General features: G+C 57.7%; 21 protein-coding genes and 1 riboswitch. Of the genes, 10 read left to right on the forward strand and 11 right to left on the reverse strand.

The annotated features are described in order from the left end of the window. Positions 1 to 134: 134 nt before the first annotated feature. Positions 135 to 1685, forward strand: a complete 1551-nt coding sequence (locus AK2_RS00600; protein ID WP_067930513.1) for an MDR family MFS transporter — start codon at positions 135 to 137, stop codon at positions 1683 to 1685. Between the two features lie 8 nt (positions 1686 to 1693). Here AK2_RS00600 and AK2_RS00605 read toward each other — a convergent pair whose 3' ends face one another. After that, entirely contained in the window at positions 1694 to 2107 is a 414-nt protein-coding gene (locus tag AK2_RS00605; RefSeq protein ID WP_067930111.1) for a cupredoxin domain-containing protein, read from the reverse strand. A 211-nt stretch (positions 2108 to 2318) separates the two neighbouring features. Here AK2_RS00605 and AK2_RS00610 point away from each other — a divergent pair, with 211 nt between their 5' ends. After that, a complete protein-coding gene (locus AK2_RS00610) occupies positions 2319 to 3374 on the forward strand; it encodes an LCP family protein (RefSeq protein ID WP_067930113.1) in 1056 nt (351 codons plus the stop codon). Between the two features lie 104 nt (positions 3375 to 3478). Here the strand turns inward: AK2_RS00610 and AK2_RS00615 are convergent, their stop codons facing one another. Then, entirely contained in the window at positions 3479 to 4144 is a 666-nt protein-coding gene (locus AK2_RS00615) for a hypothetical protein (RefSeq protein ID WP_067930120.1), read from the reverse strand. Positions 4145 to 4364: 220 nt separating this feature from the next. Beyond that, a riboswitch (ZMP/ZTP riboswitch) is annotated at positions 4365 to 4447 on the forward strand. Between the two features lie 54 nt (positions 4448 to 4501). Here AK2_RS00615 and AK2_RS00620 point away from each other — a divergent pair. After that, positions 4502 to 5371, forward strand: a complete 870-nt coding sequence (locus AK2_RS00620) for a bifunctional 5,10-methylenetetrahydrofolate dehydrogenase/5,10-methenyltetrahydrofolate cyclohydrolase (protein ID WP_067930121.1) — start codon at positions 4502 to 4504, stop codon at positions 5369 to 5371. Here the strand turns inward: AK2_RS00620 and AK2_RS00625 are convergent. From AK2_RS00625 to AK2_RS00635, 3 genes are all read right to left on the reverse strand, one after another. After that, the gene (locus AK2_RS00625) at positions 5365 to 6366 is read right to left on the reverse strand and encodes a type I phosphomannose isomerase catalytic subunit (protein ID WP_245632695.1); all 1002 of its coding nucleotides are present in this window, start codon (positions 6364 to 6366) and stop codon (positions 5365 to 5367) included. The genes AK2_RS00620 and AK2_RS00625 overlap by 7 nt on opposite strands. A 391-nt stretch (positions 6367 to 6757) precedes the next feature. Beyond that, the gene (locus tag AK2_RS00630) at positions 6758 to 8086 is read right to left on the reverse strand and encodes an MFS transporter (protein ID WP_067930122.1); all 1329 of its coding nucleotides are present in this window, start codon (positions 8084 to 8086) and stop codon (positions 6758 to 6760) included. A gap of 113 nt (positions 8087 to 8199) precedes the next feature. Further along, positions 8200 to 8967 carry an IclR family transcriptional regulator gene (locus AK2_RS00635; protein WP_067930123.1) on the reverse strand — a complete coding sequence of 256 codons (768 nt, stop codon included), beginning with the start codon at positions 8965 to 8967 and terminating at the stop codon, positions 8200 to 8202. A gap of 246 nt (positions 8968 to 9213) precedes the next feature. Between AK2_RS00635 and AK2_RS00640 the strand changes: the two genes are divergently transcribed. Genes AK2_RS00640 through AK2_RS00650 form a run of 3 tightly spaced genes read left to right on the forward strand, consistent with a single transcriptional unit; the run spans position 9214 to position 11745 of the window. Then, positions 9214 to 10119: a fumarylacetoacetate hydrolase family protein gene (locus AK2_RS00640; protein WP_067930124.1), complete on the forward strand. Its 906-nt coding sequence runs from the start codon at positions 9214 to 9216 to the stop codon at positions 10117 to 10119. A 12-nt stretch (positions 10120 to 10131) separates the two neighbouring features. Then, on the forward strand, positions 10132 to 10635 hold the full coding sequence (locus AK2_RS00645) for a DinB family protein (RefSeq protein WP_067930125.1): 504 nt from the start codon (positions 10132 to 10134) through the stop codon (positions 10633 to 10635). Continuing rightward, the gene (locus AK2_RS00650) at positions 10636 to 11745 is read left to right on the forward strand and encodes a cupin domain-containing protein (protein ID WP_067930127.1); all 1110 of its coding nucleotides are present in this window, start codon (positions 10636 to 10638) and stop codon (positions 11743 to 11745) included. Positions 11746 to 11902: 157 nt separating this feature from the next. On the opposite strand, the gene AK2_RS16740 is transcribed toward AK2_RS00650, so the two are convergent. Continuing rightward, positions 11903 to 12181 (reverse strand): hypothetical protein, encoded by a 279-nt coding sequence (locus AK2_RS16740; protein WP_157076161.1) that lies wholly within the window; start codon positions 12179 to 12181, stop codon positions 11903 to 11905. Positions 12182 to 12332: 151 nt separating this feature from the next. Here AK2_RS16740 and AK2_RS00655 point away from each other — a divergent pair, with 151 nt between their 5' ends. From AK2_RS00655 to AK2_RS00665, 3 genes are read left to right on the forward strand one after another with little or no spacing between them, the layout of a single operon-like run. Beyond that, complete coding sequence (locus tag AK2_RS00655) at positions 12333 to 14693, forward strand: bifunctional glycosyltransferase/CDP-glycerol:glycerophosphate glycerophosphotransferase (RefSeq protein ID WP_067930129.1); 2361 nt, start codon at positions 12333 to 12335, stop codon at positions 14691 to 14693. Then, positions 14650 to 15816 carry a hypothetical protein gene (locus tag AK2_RS00660; RefSeq protein ID WP_157076162.1) on the forward strand — a complete coding sequence of 389 codons (1167 nt, stop codon included), beginning with the start codon at positions 14650 to 14652 and terminating at the stop codon, positions 15814 to 15816. Before AK2_RS00655 ends, AK2_RS00660 begins: the two co-directional genes overlap by 44 nt. Before the next feature lie 44 nt (positions 15817 to 15860). After that, on the forward strand, positions 15861 to 16715 hold the full coding sequence (locus tag AK2_RS00665; protein ID WP_067930134.1) for a DUF6270 domain-containing protein: 855 nt from the start codon (positions 15861 to 15863) through the stop codon (positions 16713 to 16715). Here AK2_RS00665 and AK2_RS00670 read toward each other — a convergent pair. The 4 genes from AK2_RS00670 to AK2_RS00685 are packed head-to-tail and all read right to left on the reverse strand — an operon-like array spanning position 16702 to position 20944. Further along, positions 16702 to 17943 (reverse strand): CDP-glycerol glycerophosphotransferase family protein, encoded by a 1242-nt coding sequence (locus tag AK2_RS00670; RefSeq protein WP_169794705.1) that lies wholly within the window; start codon positions 17941 to 17943, stop codon positions 16702 to 16704. The two genes, AK2_RS00665 and AK2_RS00670, sit on opposite strands and share 14 nt — an antisense overlap. Before the next feature lie 36 nt (positions 17944 to 17979). Then, positions 17980 to 19242, reverse strand: coding sequence for a CDP-glycerol glycerophosphotransferase family protein (locus AK2_RS00675; protein WP_083520700.1), 1263 nt, complete (start codon positions 19240 to 19242; stop codon positions 17980 to 17982). Further along, positions 19209 to 20234 carry a ribitol-5-phosphate dehydrogenase gene (locus AK2_RS00680; RefSeq protein ID WP_067930136.1) on the reverse strand — a complete coding sequence of 342 codons (1026 nt, stop codon included), beginning with the start codon at positions 20232 to 20234 and terminating at the stop codon, positions 19209 to 19211. Before AK2_RS00680 ends, AK2_RS00675 begins: the two co-directional genes overlap by 34 nt. Further along, on the reverse strand, positions 20231 to 20944 hold the full coding sequence (locus tag AK2_RS00685; RefSeq protein ID WP_067930137.1) for an IspD/TarI family cytidylyltransferase: 714 nt from the start codon (positions 20942 to 20944) through the stop codon (positions 20231 to 20233). Before AK2_RS00685 ends, AK2_RS00680 begins: the two co-directional genes overlap by 4 nt. Before the next feature lie 278 nt (positions 20945 to 21222). Between AK2_RS00685 and AK2_RS00690 the strand changes: the two genes are divergently transcribed. Further along, on the forward strand, positions 21223 to 21903 hold the full coding sequence (locus AK2_RS00690; RefSeq protein ID WP_067930139.1) for a YigZ family protein: 681 nt from the start codon (positions 21223 to 21225) through the stop codon (positions 21901 to 21903). Between the two features lie 107 nt (positions 21904 to 22010). Here AK2_RS00690 and AK2_RS00695 read toward each other — a convergent pair whose 3' ends face one another. Continuing rightward, entirely contained in the window at positions 22011 to 23360 is a 1350-nt protein-coding gene (locus AK2_RS00695; protein ID WP_067930141.1) for an O-antigen ligase family protein, read from the reverse strand. Between the last annotated feature and the right edge of the window lie 79 nt (positions 23361 to 23439).

Genomic DNA, 23439 nt, shown 5'->3' on the forward strand with positions numbered 1-23439 from the left:
AACAATATAGTCACTAAACCATTCATCAAGACGGAATGTTGCCGTTTTGTGCGGCGAGAGTGGAGGAATGCTGTTTGGAACAGGAGAACGTCCTGCCCGCGGAGCGACCGGGCACGTTTATTCGCCACCGCGCGATGCTCATCACCGGCCTTATCATCGCGATGCTGTTTGGCGCGTTGGACCAGACGATTGTGGGTACGGCGATGCCGCGCATCGTCGGCGACCTGGGCGGGCTCGCCTACATGACCTGGCTGACCACCGCCTACATGCTGACGTCCACCACCGTGGTGCCCATCGCCGGCAAGTTGGCCGATTTGCTCGGCCGGCGCGTGGTCTACATTTCCGGGCTGGCGCTGTTCATGATAGGGTCCGCCCTGTGCGGGACGGCCCAGACCATGGACCAACTGATCATCTTTCGCGGCTTTCAAGGCATCGGCGGCGGCATCATGATGCCAATGGCCATGGTCATCATCGGCGACCTGTTCACCGGTGCCGAGCGCGCCAAGTGGCAAGGCATCTTTGGCGCCATTTTCGGCCTGTCGTCCATCATCGGCCCGCAGATTGGCGGTTGGATTGTGGACGCTCTGAGCTGGCGCTGGGTGTTTTACATCAATCTGCCGATAGCCCTCATCGCCATCGTGTTCATCGCCCTCGGCCTGGCCGCGCATGAACGGCACACGCGCGTGCAGTTTGACATCCCCGGCATCCTGACCTTGATTGTCGGCGTCGTCAGCCTGCTGCTGGCGCTCACATTCGGCGGCAAGGACGCACCCTGGACGTCCTGGAAGATCCTCGGCCTGTTTGCCCTGACGGCCGTCGCCTTGGCCGCATTCATCTGGGCGGAAGCCAGGACCAAGGAGCCTATCCTGCCGTTACGCCTGTTTCGCAGCCGGATTTTCGTGCTCATCAACGGTGTCGGGTTCCTCATGAGCGTCGGCATGTTCGGCTCCATCATGTTCATCCCGCTGTTTCTGCAGGGTATCGCCGGCATCAGCCCGTCCGCGTCCGGGACCGCCATGACGCCTATGATGCTCACGGTTATGCTGGGCAGCATCGTGGGCGGGCGCCTGGTGACCAAGGTTGGCGTGCGCACCCAGACGGTGGCGGGGATGTTGATTATGGCAGCGTCCTTCTACCTGCTGACGCACCTGAGCGTGCATACGGCCAGCTGGGTGGTTTCTGTATACATGATCATCCTGGGTCTGGGACTGGGACTGGTCATGCCGCTTTTGACCATCGCGCTGCAGGAGAGCTTCCCCAAGACCGAACTTGGGGTGGTCACCTCGTCCAGCCAATTTTTCCGCCAGATTGGCGGGACCTTTGGTATGACGATTCTGGGCGCCGTGCTCAACGCGCGTTCCAGTGCGCAGCTTACAGACGCGCTGGGACCATTCCTCAAGCAGGCCGGCGGCAACCCAGCCGTTGCCCATATTCAATCCATGATCACGACCAATGCGCAGGGGCTGTATTCGTCGCTCTTGAGCCCATCGGCCCTGGCCCAGATGCCGGACGCAATCCGAACGGCGGTCGTGCCTGTGCTCAAATCCACCCTGGTGGATTCGCTGCACAGCGTCTTTCTCATCGGCATGCTGTTCGTCCTCTTGGGTGTGGTCTGCGCTCTGTTCCTCGGACGCATCCACATCTCCAACCCGCGCGCGCCGCGGGCAAAACCGATCGCCGAATAAGGAGGGTGCTACTTCAGACGCTGGGTGGCATCCACCACGGTCATCCAGCCCGTGAATTCAGCCCCGCCGCCCCCGGCCGGATCGGAAATGTATTCAAAGCGGCCGCTGGTCCAAGGAGCGAAGCCGATTGTCGACACCCGGCCGGGGGCCAAAGTTTCCGTGTAAATACGGTAGTAGGGTATGGAAAATTGGTGCGCCTTCTTGCCGACGTTGACTACCCGCAGCTGTAACGGCTGGTTCAATGCCACCAGGATGTTTTGCGGGCGAAAGCCCGCATCCGTGATGGCAATCTGCAGCGTACGCGGCTGGGCTTGGACTTGCGGAGCAAAGAAGGCAGAGAGCCCGGTTAGGGCCAACGCGCCGGCCGCGACAGCCCAGCGCCCCCATATTGAAAATCGACGCATGGTTACCACCTCAACCATAGATTTCCCGAACCCCCCAGGCGCATACGCCTCATTCCCCAAGAATCCGCAAATTCGTCATTGGTGAACACCCGGTCCTATAGAAATCGCCGGCTGTCCATGGTAGAGTATGTCTATCCATGTCGTTTGGACGGTTTGCGACGGACTGTTCGCTAGGGGATTGACGTGTACACATATCCAAGAGGTCATTCTGTTATGATGAGGGGAAAATATGGCGAAACATGAAACCCGACGCGTGTCGGGCAAGCCGCGCAAAAAAAAGCGGCACATCCTGCGCAACACCCTGTTGTCCATCGCGGTCATCGTGGGCGCGGCGGCCGGGGTCGGCGCGTGGGAGTACCACAAACTGCAACCGCAGAACCATTTCAGCAACCTGCCCGTTGTCACTCCAACGGGAGAGTCGAAGCAAAGTACCACCCTGCCAAGCGGCGTGTTCAACGTTTTGCTCATCGGATCGGACCAACGCCCGGGAGAGAAGGCCAGCCACACCGATTCGATGGTGCTGGTGCACGTGGACCTTCAGAGCCATCAGTACAACATGCTCAGCATTCCGCGCGACACGCGGGTATACATGCAGGGATACGGATACACGAAACTGACCAGCGTGCAATACATCGCCCAGTCCACGCACGGTACCAAGGAGGGCATCCTCCAAGCCGTCGCGGCCGTGAGTCAACTGACGGGTGTCCCTATCAACTACTATGCGGAAACCAACTACTGGGGACTTCAGGACTTGGTCAACGCCCTCGGCGGCATCACGATGGACCTGCCGTTTGACGTACGTCTGACCCACCCGTGGTATAAGCAAGACCAGGGCAAGGTGTACACCAAGGGAGTGCATACCATGACCGGCAGAGACGTCGCGGAAGTGGTGCATGAACGCGATTCTCTGCCCGGAACCGATTATGGCCGACAACGGCTGCAGCAACTGGCCCTAGCGGCAATCGCCAAGAAGGCGATGAGCCCGGCGGAGATCCCACGCCTGCCGGCGCTGGCCAAGGAGATGCCGAAATTCCTGATTGCGACCAACATGTCCACAGAGGACTTTCTGAGCCTGGGGTTGGCTGTGAAATCGGACTTCAATTCAAGCAGTGAAATTCACCATTACCAGATACCGGGGACCAATGAGACGATGTACGACGACATCCTCAAGAATTATAACTCGGAAATTGTCCTGGATAAAACCAAGCTGCACCAGATCATTCAGGAGCACTTTGTCGGGCGGATTGACAACGAGTCGAGTGGCCCAAGTTCCATAAGCGGGTGACCATCTGCCGCTGCCGAAAAGCGCTCTCCCCCTTTCCGGCGGAGGGCGTTTATGCAGGTCAGCCCGACAGACTTCGACGTGATTCCGGCTGGTTGGGCCGGCGGTCAATCCCCCAGGAACAAGCGCGCGGCAAAGTACGCCACAATGAACGATGCCACCAGACAAACCAGAAACCAGGCCGCCGTGCGCAGCGCCGAGGACTTGCCTTCAGGCTCGGCTGCTTGCGCCTGCGGCGAATCCATAGGCGAATCCATATCGGATGCATCGACACGCCAACGTCCGGCTGGCACGTCAATCGGCCGCGTGTCCTCCGACACCTGCGGCGTCGTTGCCCACGCCTGCTCGTCCACCGCTGCACCGCTCGACGGCGCTTGGCGGCCAGACGACTCCCAGCGCTTGCCGGATGGCGGCTCATCCGTCTTGCGCCCGTTCCGGTAGGAGGCGCCGGTGTCCAGAGGCTCGCTCAACGGTACGCCAATCATCTCGGCCAATTCCACATCGTCTTTGCACCAGACCAAATCCAGGGGATAGAACAACGCGTTGCCGTCAAAGTCGTGACCGACCGGACGGCCGCGATACAAGGCGATGAACACGCCGCGCCCGCGCGCGTCCGCAAGTGCCTGTTCCAGCCACGGAGCCTCCTCGCCCGGGCGCGCGTAGTAGCGGGAATTCAAGACGTAATTGCCCGCTCCCGCGGCCTCCGCTGCTTCTATGTGTCGGCGCGCCACCGCCGGGGATTCCTCGAAGCGAATGAAGACCAGGTACTCCACCTATCCGTACCACCTTCTGCCGTCATCTGCGGATCTTGGCCGCCCCAATTCGACACGATATGCCCTAGCATACCACGAATCGCATCCGTTCGACGACGCTGGCAAGGCACCTTGACCAATTCCGCAACCCTTGTTATCCTGGGAACGGATTGACCGGAAGCCACGCGCTCGGACTCCGCTCCCCTGCGAAGTTCCTGGCGCGCATGCCGAGAATGAACAGGAACCACCATATGACTGGCGGAACGTGGAGCACCACGAGGGAGTATGGTGGATAAAAGACAGCCGACCGCCTGGGCGAACACGTACGAGATGCGTGTGTACAGCTCAGACGGTCTTTTCGTTAGGAGGGGCAGCTGGATGACCATGCAACTGTGCGGCCGTGGCTTGGCTTTGGACATTCGCGCACGCGTGCGCGCGCAGGCGCTGGCGTGGCAGGCCCGCGGAGTCACGCCGCGGATGGTGACGGTGTTGGTGGAAGGCGACGCGGCTTCGGATTTTTACGCCAACGCCAAGCGCCGTACCGCCCGCCAGCTCGGCATCGAACTGGAGGTGCGCCAAGTGCCGGCGGACACCTCGCAGGCGCAGCTGTTGTCGGTACTGGAACAGTTGAACAGGGACCCGCTCGTGCACGGCATCATGGTCGAGCTGCCGCTGCCGCCGAGCATCGACACCCAGACCGTTATCGCCGCCATCCGCCCGGAGAAGGATATTGACGGCCTGACGCCCCACAACCGCATGGCCAACCTGTGCGGCACGCCCGGCATTTATCCAGCCACGCCGGAGGCCTGCGTGCAACTGGCGGAGTACCACGGCTATCCCCTGGCTGGGAGACACGCCGTCCTGGTCGGGTTTGGGCAGACCGTCGGCCAGCCGCTGCTGCATCTGCTCCTGCGCAAAGGAGCCACCGTCACTGTCTGCCATATCGGCACCCCCGATTTGCGGGTGCACACGCGCCAAGCGGACATCCTGTTTGTCGCCGTCGGCAAGGCCGGTCTGATTCGTGAGGACATGGTGCACGAGCGGCTGTGGGTGATTGACGCCGGCATCAACGAATCCCCGGACGGTGGCGTGGTGGGAGATGTCCATCCGGCGGCCGCAGCCCGCGCGGCCGCCTGCTCCCCCGTCCCGGGCGGTGTCGGACCCGTGACCACCGCCCTCTTGTTCTCCAACCTGATGCAAGCCCTGCGTCTGCAGCAGCCGCTGCGCACGGCGGCCCCGCGTCAATAGTATGTGCGCAGCGCTGTCAGCCGGCCGTCGCTGGCCAGCTCATAAGCGTCGATGCTCGCGGGCACCAGCAGCGTGTCTCCTGCCTTGAGCGGCAGCTCTTCCTTTTGCCAGCGCAACACGCCTGATCCGTCCGCGCAGATGAGAATGTCCGGGTTGCCTGGGCGGCCGCTCTGCAGAGCCGCCGATGCCTGTTCCAGCTGCACTTTGTCCAGTGTGAAATACGGACACGTGACCAACCGCTGCATCGTCCAGCCGTTCCCTTGGCCGAGGATGCGGCGCTGGGTGGCGTCTTCCACATGCCGTTTCTGAGCCAGTAGCTCGTCCGCGTCATCCCGGTAGATCATGGCGTCAGCCGCCCTCTCGACATGCAGCTCCCGCGGCCGCCCGTCCTTACCCACGCGATCCCAGTCGTACACGCGGTACGTCACGTCCGAGGTCTGCTGCACCTCAATCACCATCGTTCCCCCCAACAGCGCGTGCAGGGTGCGCGACGGGACGTAGACCACGTCTCCCGGTTGAATCGGCCGGTACTCCAAGAAATCCTTCACCCGGCCCTCCAGGATTGCCGTCCGATATTGCTCGCGGTTCTGAAAACGGTGCCCGTAGTTGACCCGGCCCCGCTCGGGGCACTTGAGCACATACCAAGCCTCCGTCTTGCCAAAATCACCCTCGTGTTCCTTCGCGTAGGCGTCGTCCGGGTGGATTTGCACGGACAAATCTGTGCTCGCTTCCAGGAACTTCACCAACAGCGGAAAGCGGGGTTGTGGCGAGTCGCCCAGGTACTCCTCCGGATACTGCGCCGTCAGGTCCACCAGCGATTTGCCAGCAAGCCATCCGTTGCTGACCACGCTCGTGCCGTTGGGGTGGCCAGAGAGCACCCAATACTCTCCTATCGGCGCCTCGGTGGCAACACCAAACCAGGACTTGAGCACACCCCCGCCCCAAATCCGTTCCATGGCGATGGGCGTAAACTTGACGGGATAAAACATGGCCATGCGCACCTTCCCCTTTCGGTATCATCCGTCCCATTGGGCGGCTAAAGGGCCTAACCACACCCCGCGAACATAAAAAACCGCCCCTGCTGTCCAGCATGGCGGCCCGCCCGCCCACAGCGGCCTTTGGCTGCGGGTTTCTCTGACCGACATCTTAGCACAGGGGATGGCCTGCGGCAAACCGTGCATGCACCTGCGAAACGCACGGATATCCCACTTCCGTACTCGCCAAGTCATTCCATCAACACGCGAAAGTTTCAACGGGTGAAAGGGTTGCGCGTCGAAGACTGGACCCAATAAGTGCCCGTATGGCCTCCCCCGCGGCCCCACTGCAACCAGGGAGGCCGCGCAGAGGGGCCGTGCAGGGGAACCAAGGAGCGACTGCGCCGCCCGCTCACACGGCGGGATGGCTTGAGTGCTGCCGCCACACAGCGTAACGCTGCTGAACCAAGGCCATGGCTACAGCGGACACCACGCTGGGCAGCGCAAAGGCGAGAAAGTCGGCGGTCAGGGACAGGTGTCCGGCCACCAACAGGCCACCCACTGTGGGTCCCAAAATGCCGCCCAGGCGGCCCACCCCCAGCGCCCATCCGATGCCGGTAGACCGCATTTCCGTCGGATAGTACTGGGACACGTAGGCGTTGGACGTAATCTGCGTGCCCGTGGTGGTGGCTCCGGCGACAAACAGCAGAACATAGAGCAGCCCGATGGACGGTCTTTGACTCATCGCCACCAGCGAGGCGGCTGCGATGAGAAACGACACCACCAGCACCGGTTTCGCCCCCACCCAATCCGCGATGCGCGATCCGACCACCGCACCGACAATGGCCCCGACATTCAGCGCCAGCAGAGACCCGAGACTCGACGCCACCGCAAACCCGGCGGTCTGCATCAGCTTCGGAAGCCACGTCGTCAAGCCGTACATCGTCAACAAGCACATGAAAAACGAAACCCAAAACAGGACCGTCGATACGCCCCGGCCTTCGCCGAACAGCCGGATGACCGGGAACCCTCTCTCCACAGGCCGTGTCAACACGTAGCTATCCTGTGCGTCATAGGTCTCCCCGGACACTCGCGCAAGCACAGCGGCGAGCTTGTCTGTGCGCTGTTTCTGCGAGTAAAACTGCAGGGAATCCGGCACCCACCAGACAAACAGCGGCAACACCAGCAACGGAATGGCTCCTATCCAGAGTACGGCTTGCCAGCCGGCCGTCGGCACCAACCACATCCCGATAAGTGAAGCCACCACGCCGCCGAACGGGTGGCCGCTGAACATCACGGCGACCAATGTGCTGCGGACGGACGCCGGCGCGTACTCCGTCACCAGAGCGACCGTGTTCGGCATGATGCCGCCCAGGCCCAGGCCGGCGATAAATCGCAGCACCGCAAACGCCGTCGGCCCGCCGGCGAATCCTGCCAACCCGGTGAATACGCAGAACACGGCGCAGCTGATCACAATCACATTCTTGCGCCCCCACCGGTCCGCCGCTGGCCCCAGCGCGAGAGCGCCAATCATCATGCCCACCAGCGCGTAACTGTTGAGCGATCCGGCCACCACCGGCGAGATCCCCCAGTCCTTCATCAGCGACGGGACAATTGTCCCGTACATGAACAGATCATAGCCGTCACACATAATCATGAACGTACAGCATATAATCAGGAACCAATGAAAGCGATTAACCCGAGCGCGTCCAATCACTTCATCCACGTTCACAGTGCGCATCCGTCCTTCACCTCCGCTCCCCCGCCAGGGGTTTCGTTATCCGTCAAGCTCCAAACCCCACCAGGGGCTGTCGTTGTCCATCAATCCGAGCCCCTCTCCTGGGCTCCTTCGCCTTAGGCGTCGCCGCAGCCCAGTTCCCGGGACAGACGGCGGCACTCCTCTTTCAACGCCTTCACGACCGGCGAGGCCGCGCTTCCGTCCAACACGCCCAAAATCCCGACCACCGTGATGGCCGCGACCACTTCGCCGTCGCGCCCAAACACCGGGCAGCCAATCGCCAAAATCCCCGGCAGCAAACTCTCCTCCGTGGTGGCAAAGCCGTTTTTGCGAATGGCCGCCAATTCAACTTCCAACGCCTCGGCGTCGATGCCGTACTCCCGCAGTTCCCGGATGCGCACCGCCTCCGTCTGGGCACGCGGCAGGTACGCGAGGAACACCTTGCCGCCCGCCGACTTCACCGCGCTCACCTGTGCTCCGATGCGAATCCCGATGTTGACGGCGCGCGTGCTCTCCTCCCATTGCAGAAAGTGCGGCCCCCGCTCGGTCCACACCGACAGCGCCACCGTCTCGTTGATACGCTCGCGCAGCCGCTCCAGCGCCGGCTTCGCCAGTCTGCGGATGTCCCAGCGGTTGGATGCCAAAAGTCCCAGTGACATCAGCTCCGGTCCCACCGAATAACGCAAGTCGTCGTCGCGCGTGAGAAACCCTGTCCGATACAGGCTGGTCAGGTAACGGTGCAAACGGCTCTTCGACATCCCACACAGCTCGCTGATCTCCGTGATGGACAACGGTCGGTTCGCCGCTCCAACCTGTTTCAGAATCGCAATCGCTATCTCGACCGACTGGATGCCGAGACCCGTCATCTCACGCCGATTGGACATCCTCTGCCTCCGTTCGTGAACCGTCTCTAGCCCTTAACTCTACCAGATTGGAGCCTCTGCCTCACCTCCCAACCATATTAACAATTAGTAAATATGATTCACGAGATTGTGATTATCATAAGAGGCAAACATCCGACTTGTCAATCCCCTCCGAATTCAACCGTTTACAAAACCAGCCGACGTTGCTATAGTCGAGTTAACGAATCGATAACTTTGTTTACTATTGGTAAAGGAGCGTGGTATAGCTTGAAGCTTGCGACATTCAGCAAAGGGGCGGGCCATCGTCTGGGCGTGGTCCTGTCTGAGGAACAATTGTTGGACGTGGAGCTGGCCGAGCGGGCCATAGACGGCTTCCTCCCCGGCCAGCCCGTAGGCTCGATGCTGGAGTACCTCGCCGCCGGGGACGCCAGCCACCAGCGACTGCAACGCCTCGTGGAGGCCGCACGCCAACAGCCGCAGGTGCTTGCCGACGCCTGCGTCGACACCGCCTCCGTCCGGTTGGAAGCGCCCATCCCACGCCCCGGCAAGATCATCTGCGTGGGCCATAACTACCGAGAACACATCCTGGAGATGAAGCGGGAAATCCCCGAATACCCGGTGCTCTTCGCCAAGTTCGCCCACACCGTGCGCGGGTCGGGAGACGTCATCCCGCTGCCGCCCGTGACCCAGAAACTGGACTATGAAGCCGAGTTCGCGTTTGTCATCGGGCGCACCGCCAAAGACGTGCCGCCAGAAGAGGCGCTCCGCTACGTGGGCGGCTACACCATCGCCAACGATGTGTCCGCCCGCGACTTGCAGCGCCGCACCATCCAGTGGATGCAGGGCAAGAACCTGGACGGCAGCCTGCCCCTCGGCCCCTACCTGGTCACCCCGGACGAGGTGCCCAACCCGCATGACCTGGATGTCACCCTGACGGTCAACGGCGACGTCCGCCAGCGCGCCAACACCGGAACGCTGGTGTTCAACGTCAACTTCCTCGTCGCGTATATCTCGCAGATTCTTACCCTGGAGCCCGGAGATGTCATTCTCACCGGCACCCCCGGCGGCGTCGGCGACGCGATGAACCCGCCCCAGTACCTGAAGGACGGGGACGTCGTTGAAATCACGATTGACAAGCTCGGCACGCTCACAAACCGCGTGCAGGCTGTTTGAGGAGGTGACCCCATGAGCCAAGTGGAGGCATACCGGCAGCAGATTCGCGGTCTGCTGGACGAAATGCTGAACACCGTCGCGCCGCTGCCGGAAACGGTCATCCGTTTTCAACCGGCGGCAGACAAGTGGACCATCCTGCAGGTGCTCGCCCACGTTGAGGAGGCGAACACGTTCTGGATGAGTGAACTCAAGGCCACTCTGGCCGATCCGGCCCGAAAATGGGGCCGCACGCTGCAACACGAAAGCCGCCTGGGCGCCGTCGCTCGAGCGCACGACCGGAGCACCCAGGATGTCGTCGAAGGGGTGCGCTCGACGCAGGACCTCATCGACCGCACACTGTCCAGTATCACCGACCAGGACCTGCAAGTACGGGCGGATCATGTAAATCCGAAGTTCGGCAACCAGCCGCTGTCGTTTCTTCTCGATCACTTCCTGGTGGAACACATTTCGGGCCACATTGGACAGATTCGCCGCAACCTGGCGGCGTACGAACAGGCCCGCGAGGAGGGATTCTAATTGGAGACGCACGCGTTCCTCGACAGCCCGGAGGTGCGACAGTTCAACGAAGAGCTGGAAAGCGTTCACCTCGGTCCACTGTGGCACGCCATTCCCGTCCTGATGCCGAGGGAGCCGCAGCCGCAGGCTGTACCGTATCTGTGGAAGCGGCAGCTCCTGCACGACAAGCTGATGAAAGCCCGTGAAATCTTCACACCCGACCGGGGTGGCGAACGGCGCGCCATTTACCTGCAAAACCCCGGCCTGCGCCAACGCCAGCCGTGGGGCTGGGCGTCCACCACGCAGACCCTGTACGCCGCCGTGCAGCTGATTCTGCCCGGCGAGGCGGCCCCGTCGCACCGGCACACCCAGAGCGCCCTGCGCTTCATCACGCACGGCAAAGGCGCGTACACCATTGTCCAAGGGGAGCGGGTGTTCATGGAGGAGGGCGACTTTCTCACCACCCCGCAGGGGCTGTGGCACGGGCACGCACACACGGGCGAGGAGCCGATGTTCTGGATGGACTGCCTCGACATCCCGCTCATCTACGCCATCGGCGGCACGTTTTTCGATCCGCACCCCGACCACCTGGAGTCCCCGTCCGTGCCGGACGGCCACTCGGCCCAGCGCTACCAAGGCGGCATGCTGCGCCCGATATCCGACAGGCGCCCGGCCGCGGCCCCGCTCAACCGGTTCCGCTGGCGCTCGACCGAACAAGCGCTCCTCGGCATGGACGGCACGCCGCCGGATCCGTTTGACGGCTATGCGGTCGAATACATCAACCCCTCCACCGGGCAGCCGGCCCACCCCAACGTGGCGTCGTGGATGCAGCGCCTGCCCAAGGGCTTCCACTCGCTCGCGCATCGGCATACCTACGCGAGCATCTATCACGTGTTTCGTGGCAGCGGCTACACCATTATCAACGGGCAGAAATTCGAATGGGCCGAAGGCGATTACTTTGTCGTGCCCAACTGGGCCTGGCATGAGCATGTCAATGCCGGATCGACCGACGCCTATTTGTTCTCGGTGAGCGATCTACCCATCATGGAACGGTTCAACCTGCAACGGGAAGAGGCGTTGCCCGCGGAACATCAAGCGGTTGAATCGGTGTTTGAGCCGGCGCTGGGCTGAACCCGCGGCCGAAACTCGGAGACTGGGTCCGAATGCGAGTCTTGCGCCCCAGTCTCCCCTCCCCGTATGGCCCGGCTTCCTGCCTTCCCCAAGCCACTGATTTATAGTAAAGTAAGGTTGTGTCATCTTGCGGTTTCTGTCGAATCCCGCAATAAGTTCACAGGCACCACCGCGTCGCATCCACCCAATTCGACAAACGCAAGGAGCGTAAGGGCGTGGCGTCATCCAACCATTCTCCCCAGCCCTCGCGCTGGCAAATCCAAAATCGCCGATCAAAGAAGCTTATCGAATGATACGCACCAATCTGCAGTTCGCAGGCGTGAGGAAAGAGACGAAGGTCATTCTTGTCGCCAGCAGCGAACCGGGTGAAGGCAAAACATCGACCATATTCAATCTCGGCTTGTCTAACAGCGAGTAGGTTCTTTACAATGTTCACGTGCCTACCCCGTGTAGACAGGCAAACTGCACACGATATGTTAATATGTTTGCCGCTCCGTGACAGGAATAGCGGTTCGATTTTATCCGAAACACTCGGCAACGTGAACATGACATCAGGATTCCGCTGTACTGAGGGGACGAAGAGATGAATGGGCTCCATGCCGGAAGTTAAGACGTCAAAAGGGACGAGCAGTGTTTTGGTTAGCCTGATAATGCCAATCTACAACGTGGAGAATTACATCGAACAGACGATACAGGGACTGCTGAAGCAGACCCTTCAAGATATCGAGTTTATCTTGGTTGACGACGGATCGACCGACCGGACGAACGACATCGTCAGTCGGTATGCCGCCATGGACCCGCGATTTCACGTTTTACGAAAGAAAAACGGAGGTCCTGCGTCGGCTCGTAATCATGGTTTGGCCGCGGCCAAGGGGCAATACATCTGTTTTGTCGATTCTGACGATCTTTTGCCAGAAAACGCCCTTGAGGTACTGTACACGGCGGCGTGCAAGTATAATGCCGACTTGGTCATGGGTTCCATGGTCCGTTTCAACAGCAAGGGGCGCTGGCCCGTCCGAATTCAAGTGGATAAGGGCCTTACCATCCCTGGATTCAAACAACTCATTGACAATCCAGAATTGTTTTACTCCGTCGGCCCATGCGCAAAGCTCTACAGACGAGACCTCGTCCAAGATATCCGTTTCCCCGAGCATATCACCTTGGGCGAAGACCAGCCGTTTGTAATTCAAGCCTATTTGCGCGCCCATCGAATATACTCGGTAGGGTCGGTCGTTTATTATTACCGCGTCCGCGAGGACGGAACCCATTCACTGACGCAGGAAGCTCTCGCGAGGCCACTTTCAGCCCTGGACAACCTGTATGAAATGGTGTCCTTAATCACGCCTCTTCTGAATCACAACCGGGACTTGTTGTGCAATTATTTGGAGCGAGTCGTGTCCATGGATATTTGGCCCCGTCTCACGTCGGCTCTTCGGACACGGGATGTTCATGTCCAGAGAGCGACGTTTGAGTCCCTCAATAACTGGATTCGTGATTGGGACAATGAGGTACTGGCATTGGTCCCCGGCGTGCGTTATTGGTTCGTGAAAGGTATCATGGATCGACTCCACCAAGTGCGAATTGGTGCTTACCGACCATATTGGCAACTGCTGAATACCATATTCTCGAAGCTGGACCCTTCTGCCAAAGACGCATTTCGCAGTCGACATCGAAAGGTATTCAAAGTGGCGACCAAGGCCATCCAGCACCGCAGCACGATGCCATTCTGGTGGTTCGTCCAACAAAGAAAAGGAAGGCAGCTAAGAGCAAAATTGACATCCGCCTTTCTCCGGCGGGTAGTCTTCACGTTCGGGAAGATATTCCCTGGCAGATCGCGAAAAATTGTTCTTGCAACCAGCAAGGGGAATCAACTACGAGGTAACCTGAAGGCTATCTATGACCACATTTTCTACACCAACGATGTGTCGCGGCTACGAGTGTACGGCGGACACAGAAGAGGATTTCTGCAGAAGTGCTGCCAATTCTATAACTTTGGAAGCGCCGCAACCATCGTCCTGGATGATTACTATAGACCCTTATACAACTTGCTGGCCAGAAAGGATACAGCGGTGGTCCAGACCTGGCATGCTTGCGGCGCCTTCAAGAAGTTTGGATTCAGCGCCATAGGCCAGGTCGACTCCAACTCTGACGAATTCGAAAGAAGGGCTCACCGGATTTACACAGCCGCGGTAACCGATTCCCGGTCAGTTGTACCGCACTATGCCGAGGCCTTTGGCATGCCCGAGAGCACCGTGTTGCCTATAGGCGTACCCCGCACGGACATGTTCTTTGATAAGGAACTCATTGAGTATACCAAGCGGCGGTATCTAGGTGAATACCCGATTCTGCGAGGAAAGAAGATACTTTTATACGCACCGACTTTCCGCGGTCGGCCCGGTCAGCGGGCGAAATTCAATGTGGAACTTGATCTACATCTCATGCAAAGACAGTTGTCATCGGAGTACCGACTCCTTCTGAAGCTCCATCCTGTGGTCAAAAAAGCCATTCGACTGAATGAGGAACTCACGGACTTTGTCCTGGACTTGTCTTCGGTCCAAGACGTTAATGAACTGTTGTTGATTGCCGACCTGCTGATAACGGATTATTCGTCTATCGTGTTTGAGTTCAGCCTGCTTCGTAGACCGATGATCTTTTACGCTTACGACTTGGAAGAGTATCTCTCGGAGCGCGGATTTTATTATGACTATACAAAGTTTGTTCCCGGCCCTATCGCTCGAACGACCGATGAGGTCATTCGCCTTATCTCAGCCGGGGCATTTGATTTGGATCGGATAGAAAGGTTCTCGGAACATTTCTTCGATCACCGGGATGGGCTCTCATTGCACCGGTTCATGCAGGCGTTCACGCATCATGATGAAGCGAAATGGAAGGGGAAGGATCTCCGTGGACGAGCTGCAACCAGTCCTATGCTGGGTCATCGCAGTTGATGAACCAGGCACAGTCATTGGCAAATTTCTCGCAGCAAATTCTTCCGCCCCTGCATGCGAATATTGCTTCCTGTGTCGCACGGGGGCCGAGATGAATGATGGTGACCTATTGGCAGTGAAAAACTCAAGCAAGGTTGTTATTTCAAGCGAACCGAATAACATTGCAGAAAACCTATCCCAGTTGCTTGACAAAACGTCAGCAGCATATTATTGGTTTCAGCAGGGCACGGATAACAACGAGTATTCTATCGGGGAGATCGTCCGTCGGATTGCCGAGGTCGGCCTCCATGACCACGACGTGATCGTTTTTCGTTCGCATGGCGACTCCTACAGGCAATATTCGCGGCTTGAAGAGGTGCCCTCCCTGCTGCACGACGCCGACATCAGCCATATGGTGTTTCACCGTAACCTGTTGGCGAAACTGTCACGGGAAATCCACAGCGCAAACAGACAATATGACCCATATGAATGGAAGGCCCGCGCCTTGCTCAGCGCTGACTGGATCCATGTATACCCTCTCTCCCGGCAGCCATTACTCCAAATCCCCTCAATAGGGGACGAGCCTTCTGATTCCAGAATCTTAACCCAAATCGAGACCGCTATCCACCAGTTCACAGAAGAGTTTTCCAGCTTCGTGGAGAATGTCGGCAGACTCCATATAAACAAATACATTCGCATGGAACTGATTGCAAACTACTGCGAGGAGTTGATGAGCGGCTACATTGGGCCCCTGTACCAAGAGGTTTTGAGCAGGCGAAATCGGAAAGAGCAATCCGTCATGCTTACCCTAATTTACAGGTGGCTGAACACACTGGACAAAAGGACCTTAAATTCTGTACCCTCAATTCCATATTATTTCGTGCGAAACACGATTGATCGCTATCTGTCCTTGTCATGGTCCACCCGGCGGAAACATTTGCGCATTTTGACACATATACTGACAAACATGCATTATAATGTTTTCCAGGAATACCGGTCGCGCCACAATCATCTCTATCCAGCCGCCATGGCCGCGGCCCGATGGAAATCGACACTTCCAATTTTCCTCTACCTGCTCCGCCGGAAACTGAAAGCTAGGAGAGCGGATGAATCATCGAACGGAGTTCGGGGTTATTCTGTATGATTTCCATCCTCGTGGTCCTGAGCACGGAAATGGAGTGATGTCTTATGACGCTCATCAACGTTGCAGTGCTCGGATGTTGTGCCACGCGGGACGTTTTCAATTCCCGTTTCAATCCTCACTACAGGGATTTTTACAACTGCGGGTTGACGCAGAACCAATCTTCGATCATAAGCCTTATGAGTGACCGGATAGAATATGATCCACGTAAGATCAATAATCTGTCTGACTACGATAGATGGAATGTGGAAACCGAGTTCACCAAGGAGTTTTTGGACCTGCTCCCGGGATTGTCACCGGATTATTTACTCATAGACTTCTTTGCGGATGTACACTTTGGCTGTATTCAATTGAGCGATACACAATATATCACCAATAATAGGTGGAAGTTATGGAAAACTTCCTATTACAAGGAACTAGAAGAAAAAGGGGGTGTCATCAAATTCTCCCTCCAACAAACTCCGGAGGCATATTTCAATCTGTGGAAGACGTGTGCAGATAGATTGTTCCATTTTATTCATCGCACCGTTCCTGATTGCAAAATCATCATCCACAAAGCAAGGAACGTGGATTATTTCTACCCAAGAGATGGTGCCCCTCAGCGGCTGAGCACTTCTGGACGTGTCCAGCCTATTGATGTAGAGGCATACAATGAGATGTGGTCACGAATGGATGAATACGTCGTTGAGACATACGGCACCGATGTTATCGATCTTTTTTCCAACAATAATTATTTGTCATACGAAGAACACCCGTGGGGGCCGTTTTACGTTCATTATACGATGAACTATTACCATGATTTTTTGAGAGAATTACATAAGATCGTCGTCAGAGACGATCGCGCCTCAACCTCCATTGGCCAAAGGATCATGTCGGACCTACTCAAAGTCAGTTCCGCGTAACCATTTTGGCCCGAACAGCTGACATCCGACGTGCGGTGCCTCTTTCCCCCGTCATAACCATGTCTACGAACCGGGCGCTTGAACGCCCGTCCACGTGATCAAAAAAGTATTCGATGAACTTGTCCAACATGTCGGTATGAAAGTCGCGTGTTTTTATGGCCTCTACCATTTCCTCCGTAGTTCTGACGATTTTCCCGGGGACAAAATCTTCATAACTAAAATAAAAATCCCTCTTGGTTGTGTAATCTTCGAGATCAAAAGCAAAAAACAGCATGGGTCTGTGTAGTAGTGCATATTCAAAACAAACCGACGAATAATCGGTGACGAGGATATCGGCTACAAACAACAAATCATTGACTTCCCTGTACTGTGAGAAATCGAGCAGAAATCCCTGATATGCATCTGGAATCGGGAATCTGTCCTTGACAAACGGGTGCATCTTGACTAGAAAGGCATATTCATTGCTCAGAGCCTCGTATAGCTTATCCACGTCAACAACCTCAAACGGGAAGTAGGCGCTACTCTCCCCGCTGCCCCGGAATGTCGGGGCGTAGAGAATGATTTTCTTGGACATCAAGTCGGGATATTGCTTGAAAAACTTTTCCCTCACAGATTCGCGATAACCCTCATCAAAGAAGACGTCTGTGCGTGGCACACCACAGGGTATGATGCGTTCGGGAGAAATGCCAAACCCCTCGGCATAATAGGGAATGACATTCCTCGAACTGACAATGGCTTTCGTGTAGTTGCGGTGGTTGATTCCTCGTTTGTGGCCTGTGTAGATTTCACGGCTGTAGCCGAATTTCTTAAAGGCACCTGCCGCATGCCAGACCTGAATCAGCTCCGCTTTCTTGCGAATCTTCAATGGATACACCATGGGATAAAAGTCATCCAACAGAATAAACCGGGACGTTGCCAAATGAAACGCCAACCGAATCAGTTCCCGATACGTCTTGCGTCGGCCAATACTCGGCGAAAGGGCGAATACATAGGTGTAATCCCAGCCGCGCCGCAACAGTTCGTCATACACGAATTTGAGGTTCCCATCCAATTGTCCCCGACTGTCGGAAGCAAACAATATCTTTCTTTGAATGGGGAGGATTTTAAACAGGGAGTAGGAAATCCGGAAACCGTATGAACGAAATGCCCGATAAACAAACCTCTGTTCTATGATTTTCATCACAGCCCATAACCCTTGCCGGCGCAGCAGCGATACGACACGTCCCAAGACAGGTAGCCTCATCTCAAATCCTCATCTTTATGGTTATGCACGCGTCTCAAACAAATCCAGCACTCTTTGCGTGGAACGCCCGTCAACCGCATCAAAGAATCGATCCCGAAAACGACGGATAACATCTAACTGGAAATCGCCAGAGAGAATCCACCTTGCAAGATCTCGGGTCTCTGTGAAGAACGGCCCGGGAATCAAGGTTTTGTAATCGTAATAAAAATCCCGTTCCAACACATAACTATCTAAGTCGGTGGCGAAGAAAGCCATAGGCTTGAGCAGCAGACTGTAATCGAATATCACAGACGAATAATCGGTCACCAGACAGTCGGAGACAATCATCAGGTCTTCGATCTCCACTCCCCGCAGGTCCACGCGAACAAAATCCGAAAAATCCCCGGGCCCCGGGAAGTCGATCCCTTTCATATATGGATGCAAATGGACGAGTACCCGGTACTCGTCTCCCAACATTCGATACAAGGTGCCCATGTCGATGGGACACTGGAACCGGCTCTGATTGTAACTCTCTCCGCGGAACGTCGGGGCGTACAAAATCAGCTTCTTCCCAATTAAATCGGGAAATGCATCGTAAAATTCCTTGATTATTTGGTTGCGCACTTCCGGGTTGAGCAGCTTGTCAGTTCTCGGCAGACCCAGCGGCAGGATACGTCGCGGCGACATCCGAAACGCTTCGGCATAGTGAGAAACCACCTCGCTCGAGCTGACAATCACTGTTGAGTAATTGGAGTGAATCGGCACGTGCTGCACATAATCTGGGCTCGTTCCCACCGTCCTGCCCATGATGCTGTAGCCAAATTTCTTGAACGCTCCGGCCGCGTGCCAGAGCTGGATGACTTCGGTCCCTCTTCTCAATTTCACGACATACACGGGGAAGTAGTAATCGTCAATCACAAAGTATCTCGATGTGGCCATGTGGTATCCAGCTCGCACCATGTAAAACACGTAGCTGATTTTATCCATCAAACTCCCCTGATACTTGCGCACCAACACGACCACATGATATTGATTGCGTCGCCTGAGTTCATCGCACACCGCCCGCAGGTTCCCGTGCAGACGCGCGCTTCGGTACGACGCCAAGGTCACCTTGTCCTTTCTAACGGGAAAAAGAGCGCACGCTCCGTAATAGGCCAGACGAATAATCCACTTCGCCAGCCATGTGGACAACACTTTGAAGTTGGCAACACGGGCAGGTTTGGGTCCTGGGCGCGTCGTTCTGGCTGTATCTGTATCCAACGGTGCCGTCGCTAAATCGCCCATTTCATCACCGTTTTTCCCCATGGACTGGTTAGATCCACCTCAAACGTCTCCACAATGTCGCGCAGGGATCGAACTTCGTTCACCACCCCGACCAGGCGCTGCAAGTAGTCTATCAAATTCGGATGACGCTTGAGTAGATCGACGGTCTCCACGAAATCGTCCCGGCCGCTCCGGCTGCTCCCAATAACCGTCAGCCCCTTCTCCAACACCATGCGCGTATTCACTTCAATCGGGTATTCCGAGACCCCCAAAAGCACTATACTGCCTTCCGGGTGGATATGGTCGATGATTTGGTTGACAGCGGCCTGACTGCCGATGCCGCCCACACATTCGAACGCATGGTCCACGTGGACCGACTCCGGAACGGCGTCCACTCGGTACACGGCGTCCGCGAAAGAGAAATTCTCCAGTTTCCAGTCGGTCTTGCCGAACACGGCGACATGGCTGTCCGGATAGTACGTCTTGAGCAGCAGGGCCGTGATAAACCCGACATTCCCGTCTCCCCACACCCCGAACGCCTCTCTTCGGCTATGGGCCTTGCGGGAGAAGCGGCCGAGGGCGTGCACGCTCACGGAAACCAGTTCCGTAAACGCGGCGACGTGCGGATCGAAGCCGGGAAATAGAGGCACAACCCGGTCTCGGGGCAAAAAGACATAGTCCTGCATAAAGCCGTCATGCCCGCTCGAACAAAAACGGCTTGTCCGGAGATAATTCTCGGCTATCACAGGATCTTGCTCCACGGGCTGATTCGGAATCATCACCACCGACGTTCCGGCACGGTATTCTCCGGCGGCATCATAGGCGACAAGACCGATGCCTTCGTGGATTAAGGCCATCGGTAGCTTTTTGCGCATCGTCTCCTGGTTGCGTGAACCGGTGTAATATCTCTGATCTGCTGCGCAGATGGATAAGTACGTGGGCCGGACCACCACGTGGTCCGCCCTCAGGTCGACCCCTTTGTAAGCGATTTCGAATTGACGAGCGGCGACAAGGCGGTACACCTGGTTGATCATACGGGTTCCTTCTCCTCACACATCGCCTCGGCGACCCGCAAATCATACGGGGTCGTGATCTTGATATTGAACACCTCGCCCCGGACAATATAAACTGGCTCCCCGGACAGAGACACGATTTTGCAGGCGTCCGTGAGCACGCGTCTTTGTTCGCCCGTCAATTGCTGGTAGAGGGAAACCAGTTTCTTGATGTTGAAACTCTGCGGCGTTTGCCCTTGGAACATCTCGGACCGCAGCGGAATATCCGTGATGACTCGACCGTCTTCCGATTGGATTATGGTGTCGATGGCGGGTACCGCCGTATCAACCGCGCCGTACCGGAGTGCGCACTCAATGTTCTCTTCAATGATGCGATGGGTAACAAACGGGCGCACGGAGTCGTGCGTGACCACGATATCGTCGTCGTGGACGCCGTAATGCTCCTCGATGTATTGAATGCCTCTCATGATGGAGCCATTTCTGTCCTCGCCACCTTCAACGACCACCACGCGCTCATCCGTGCCGATGTGCCTGCGGATGATGTCTTGTGCGTGATTCATCCATTCACGAGGAACCACGACAAGGATCTTATCGAATCGATCGTGAACGAGGAATTTCTCCAAGGTGTGCACAACAATCGGCCTGTTCTGCAACGTCAGGAACTGTTTGGGCAAGTTCACATTGCCCATCCGTGTCCCTTTGCCCGCTGCGAGAATCTCCGCATAGATCACCCACCTATCCCCCTCAATCCTAGCTGCTGAGTCATAGTGGTGGAATCTATCGATACAAGTGAGACCGAAGCGTCATCTCAGAACCTCAAGGGCGCGTGTAGAATCTTGCAGGATCATGTCCCTTGTATGATTTGCATTATAGACCACATACATATTTTTTCAACCCAAAAGTCCTGGTAACCGCCAGGATGCCGGGGGCAGGGAATTATGTTAGTGTAATGCTCTGGTGGGAGATGGATAACGGTCGACATGTCGAGCAGATGAAGGGGCGAAGGCCAATGCAGGAAACTCCGGATTTTGTCACCCCGGCTCGTGCAGCCGAGGTGGAGATTGTCGTCAAGAAGTCGCGCTTCATCGGCCAGCTGCGGCCGGTCAATTCGGTCGAACAGGCGGAGGCGGACCTGGATGCGATTCGCGCTGTCCACAAAACGGCCACGCACAACTGCTATGCGTACACCGTGGGACTTGGGGTGCCGGTGGAGCGGTTTTCCGATGACGGGGAGCCGTCGGGCACAGCCGGGCGTCCCATCTTGGAAGTGTTGCGCCGGCGAGGGGTGAGCAACTCCCTGGTTGTCGTCACGCGCTATTTTGGCGGCACGCTGCTTGGAGCCAGTGGCCTGGTGCGCGCGTACACCGACACGGCCGCCCGCGTGCTGGACGAGGCAGAGTGGCTCACGTGTCGGTGGATGCAGCCGGTCAGCGTCGCGATTGACTACGGACGTTTCGGCAAGTTGGAGCACGAGCTGGCGTCGGCTGGTTGGGTGGTCCGCGACAAGCAGTTTTCCGAAGACGTCCGACTGCTGATATGGACCCCTGTAGGGGATACCTTGAAGCTGAAAGAGCAAATCGCCGATTGGACGGACGGACAGGCCCGGATTGAGGTGGGGCCGGCTGAATATGTGGGCGAGGATGAACAGGGAGAGTTGGTGTTTGGGGTGGTCGAGAGCAAAAACCGGTAACTTGGCAGATGGACGTCACTTCCAGTCCCGATTCGCCTCTCCCTTCAAAACTGTGCTTGCCTCCGCCGGGCGCGCGTCAACCCGGATTTCGTGGAGCGGATGAATGCTTAGGGGATTCCTTGATCCGTTGCGGAATCTGTGATACCAGACAAGATACGGATGAGGCAAGGCAAGAGAGCGGCCAGGTAGATGCTCGCCGCGGGCGCGGCGAGGACGTGGCCTGCCAAACTGGCGACGGCCAAGCCCAGACACACGGACAGCCAATACGGGGCAGCCGTGGGCAGGCTGTGGACGGCCCTCATCTGCCGATAGACGGCCACCCCCAGCAGGACGGCCAACGGCAGCACCCACAGCACGAAACCGATGGCTCCGAAGCTGAACCACGCATCGTGAAAATCCATCTCCACAAGTTTCGGGCGTTGCTCGTAGTTCCCCGCAAACCCCGCCCCAAACACCTTTTGCACGAGCGGATCGTGGGAAAAAAGGGCGCGCGCCTGCGCCAGGTAGACATCGCGGCTGCTGTACACGAGTTCGTCTGTATCCGCAGCCTGGGCCATGCCTACCTCGCCCGTCGCGCCTGGGTGAACCAGCGGGTGAATCCAGGCGATGTGCGTATGCGTGTTCGCCGCCACCGGAGACCACGGCGTGGCCCCTAGGTAGAACACCAGTGTGGCGGCATACGCCCATGCCCGACCTGCCTGGGGCAGGCGCTGGCGCCCTTGCAGGGTGCGCGCGAAACAGGCCAGCGGCACCACCAGCAGCGCGGCGGCGCCCGCCAAATACGCGGTCTTGGTGCCCAGCGCGAGCAGGCCAAAACACACCAGCCATATCGGGAGCCAGCGCCTCAGACTTTGCCACGCACCGATAGACGACGGGGCGTCCCACGCCCTGGCCAGCGCTACCGGAAAGGTCATGGCGAGTGCGGCGCTGACCTCGTTGGCTGAGAAGTACCACCCGCTCACCCCCGCTTTCCCCAAGTAGTGGTAACTGGGCAGGGCGGTGCCGGTCAGGGTGGCCGTCAACATGACGGCGCCGGTCAATCCCGCCGCCGCAGACACGGCCCGGGCGACTGCCGGCCAGAAGCCTGGCCGAGATGAGCGGAGGAAAGTGGCAAAGGTGAGCAGGAGAGTGGGAAAGTACCAGGCCTTGGCCGCATACGTCAGTTCCAGGCGCGGCGAGAACACCGGCTTGTAGAGGTAGTTGACCACAAAGTTGGCCGCGAGAAAGCCCGCAACCAGCAGCGTATAGGCCTGCAACAGGCGTCTCGGCCGCTGTGGCAGGCTGGCTCCGGTGAACAGATACGCCATGCCGCCCAGGAGCGCGACAACGCGCACCAGGACGCCGACGGTGACAGGGCCGTGCAAGGTGTACAGGCTGGCCGTGGTGGCGGCGTCCAAGAGCGGCTGGACGACGAGAAACCACGGCAGAAACCGCCCCATAACTTGGCGCAGGCCCATCCACGTAACCTCCTTCCCGTCCCGCCGCTGCTCCATCCTGCTCGCAAGGGCAGGTGCCTATTTCCCATGCGGGTGGTGG

Origin of the sequence: Alicyclobacillus kakegawensis NBRC 103104 (genome assembly GCF_001552655.1) — a bacterium.
GTDB lineage: Bacteria > Bacillota > Bacilli > Alicyclobacillales > Alicyclobacillaceae > Alicyclobacillus_G > Alicyclobacillus_G kakegawensis.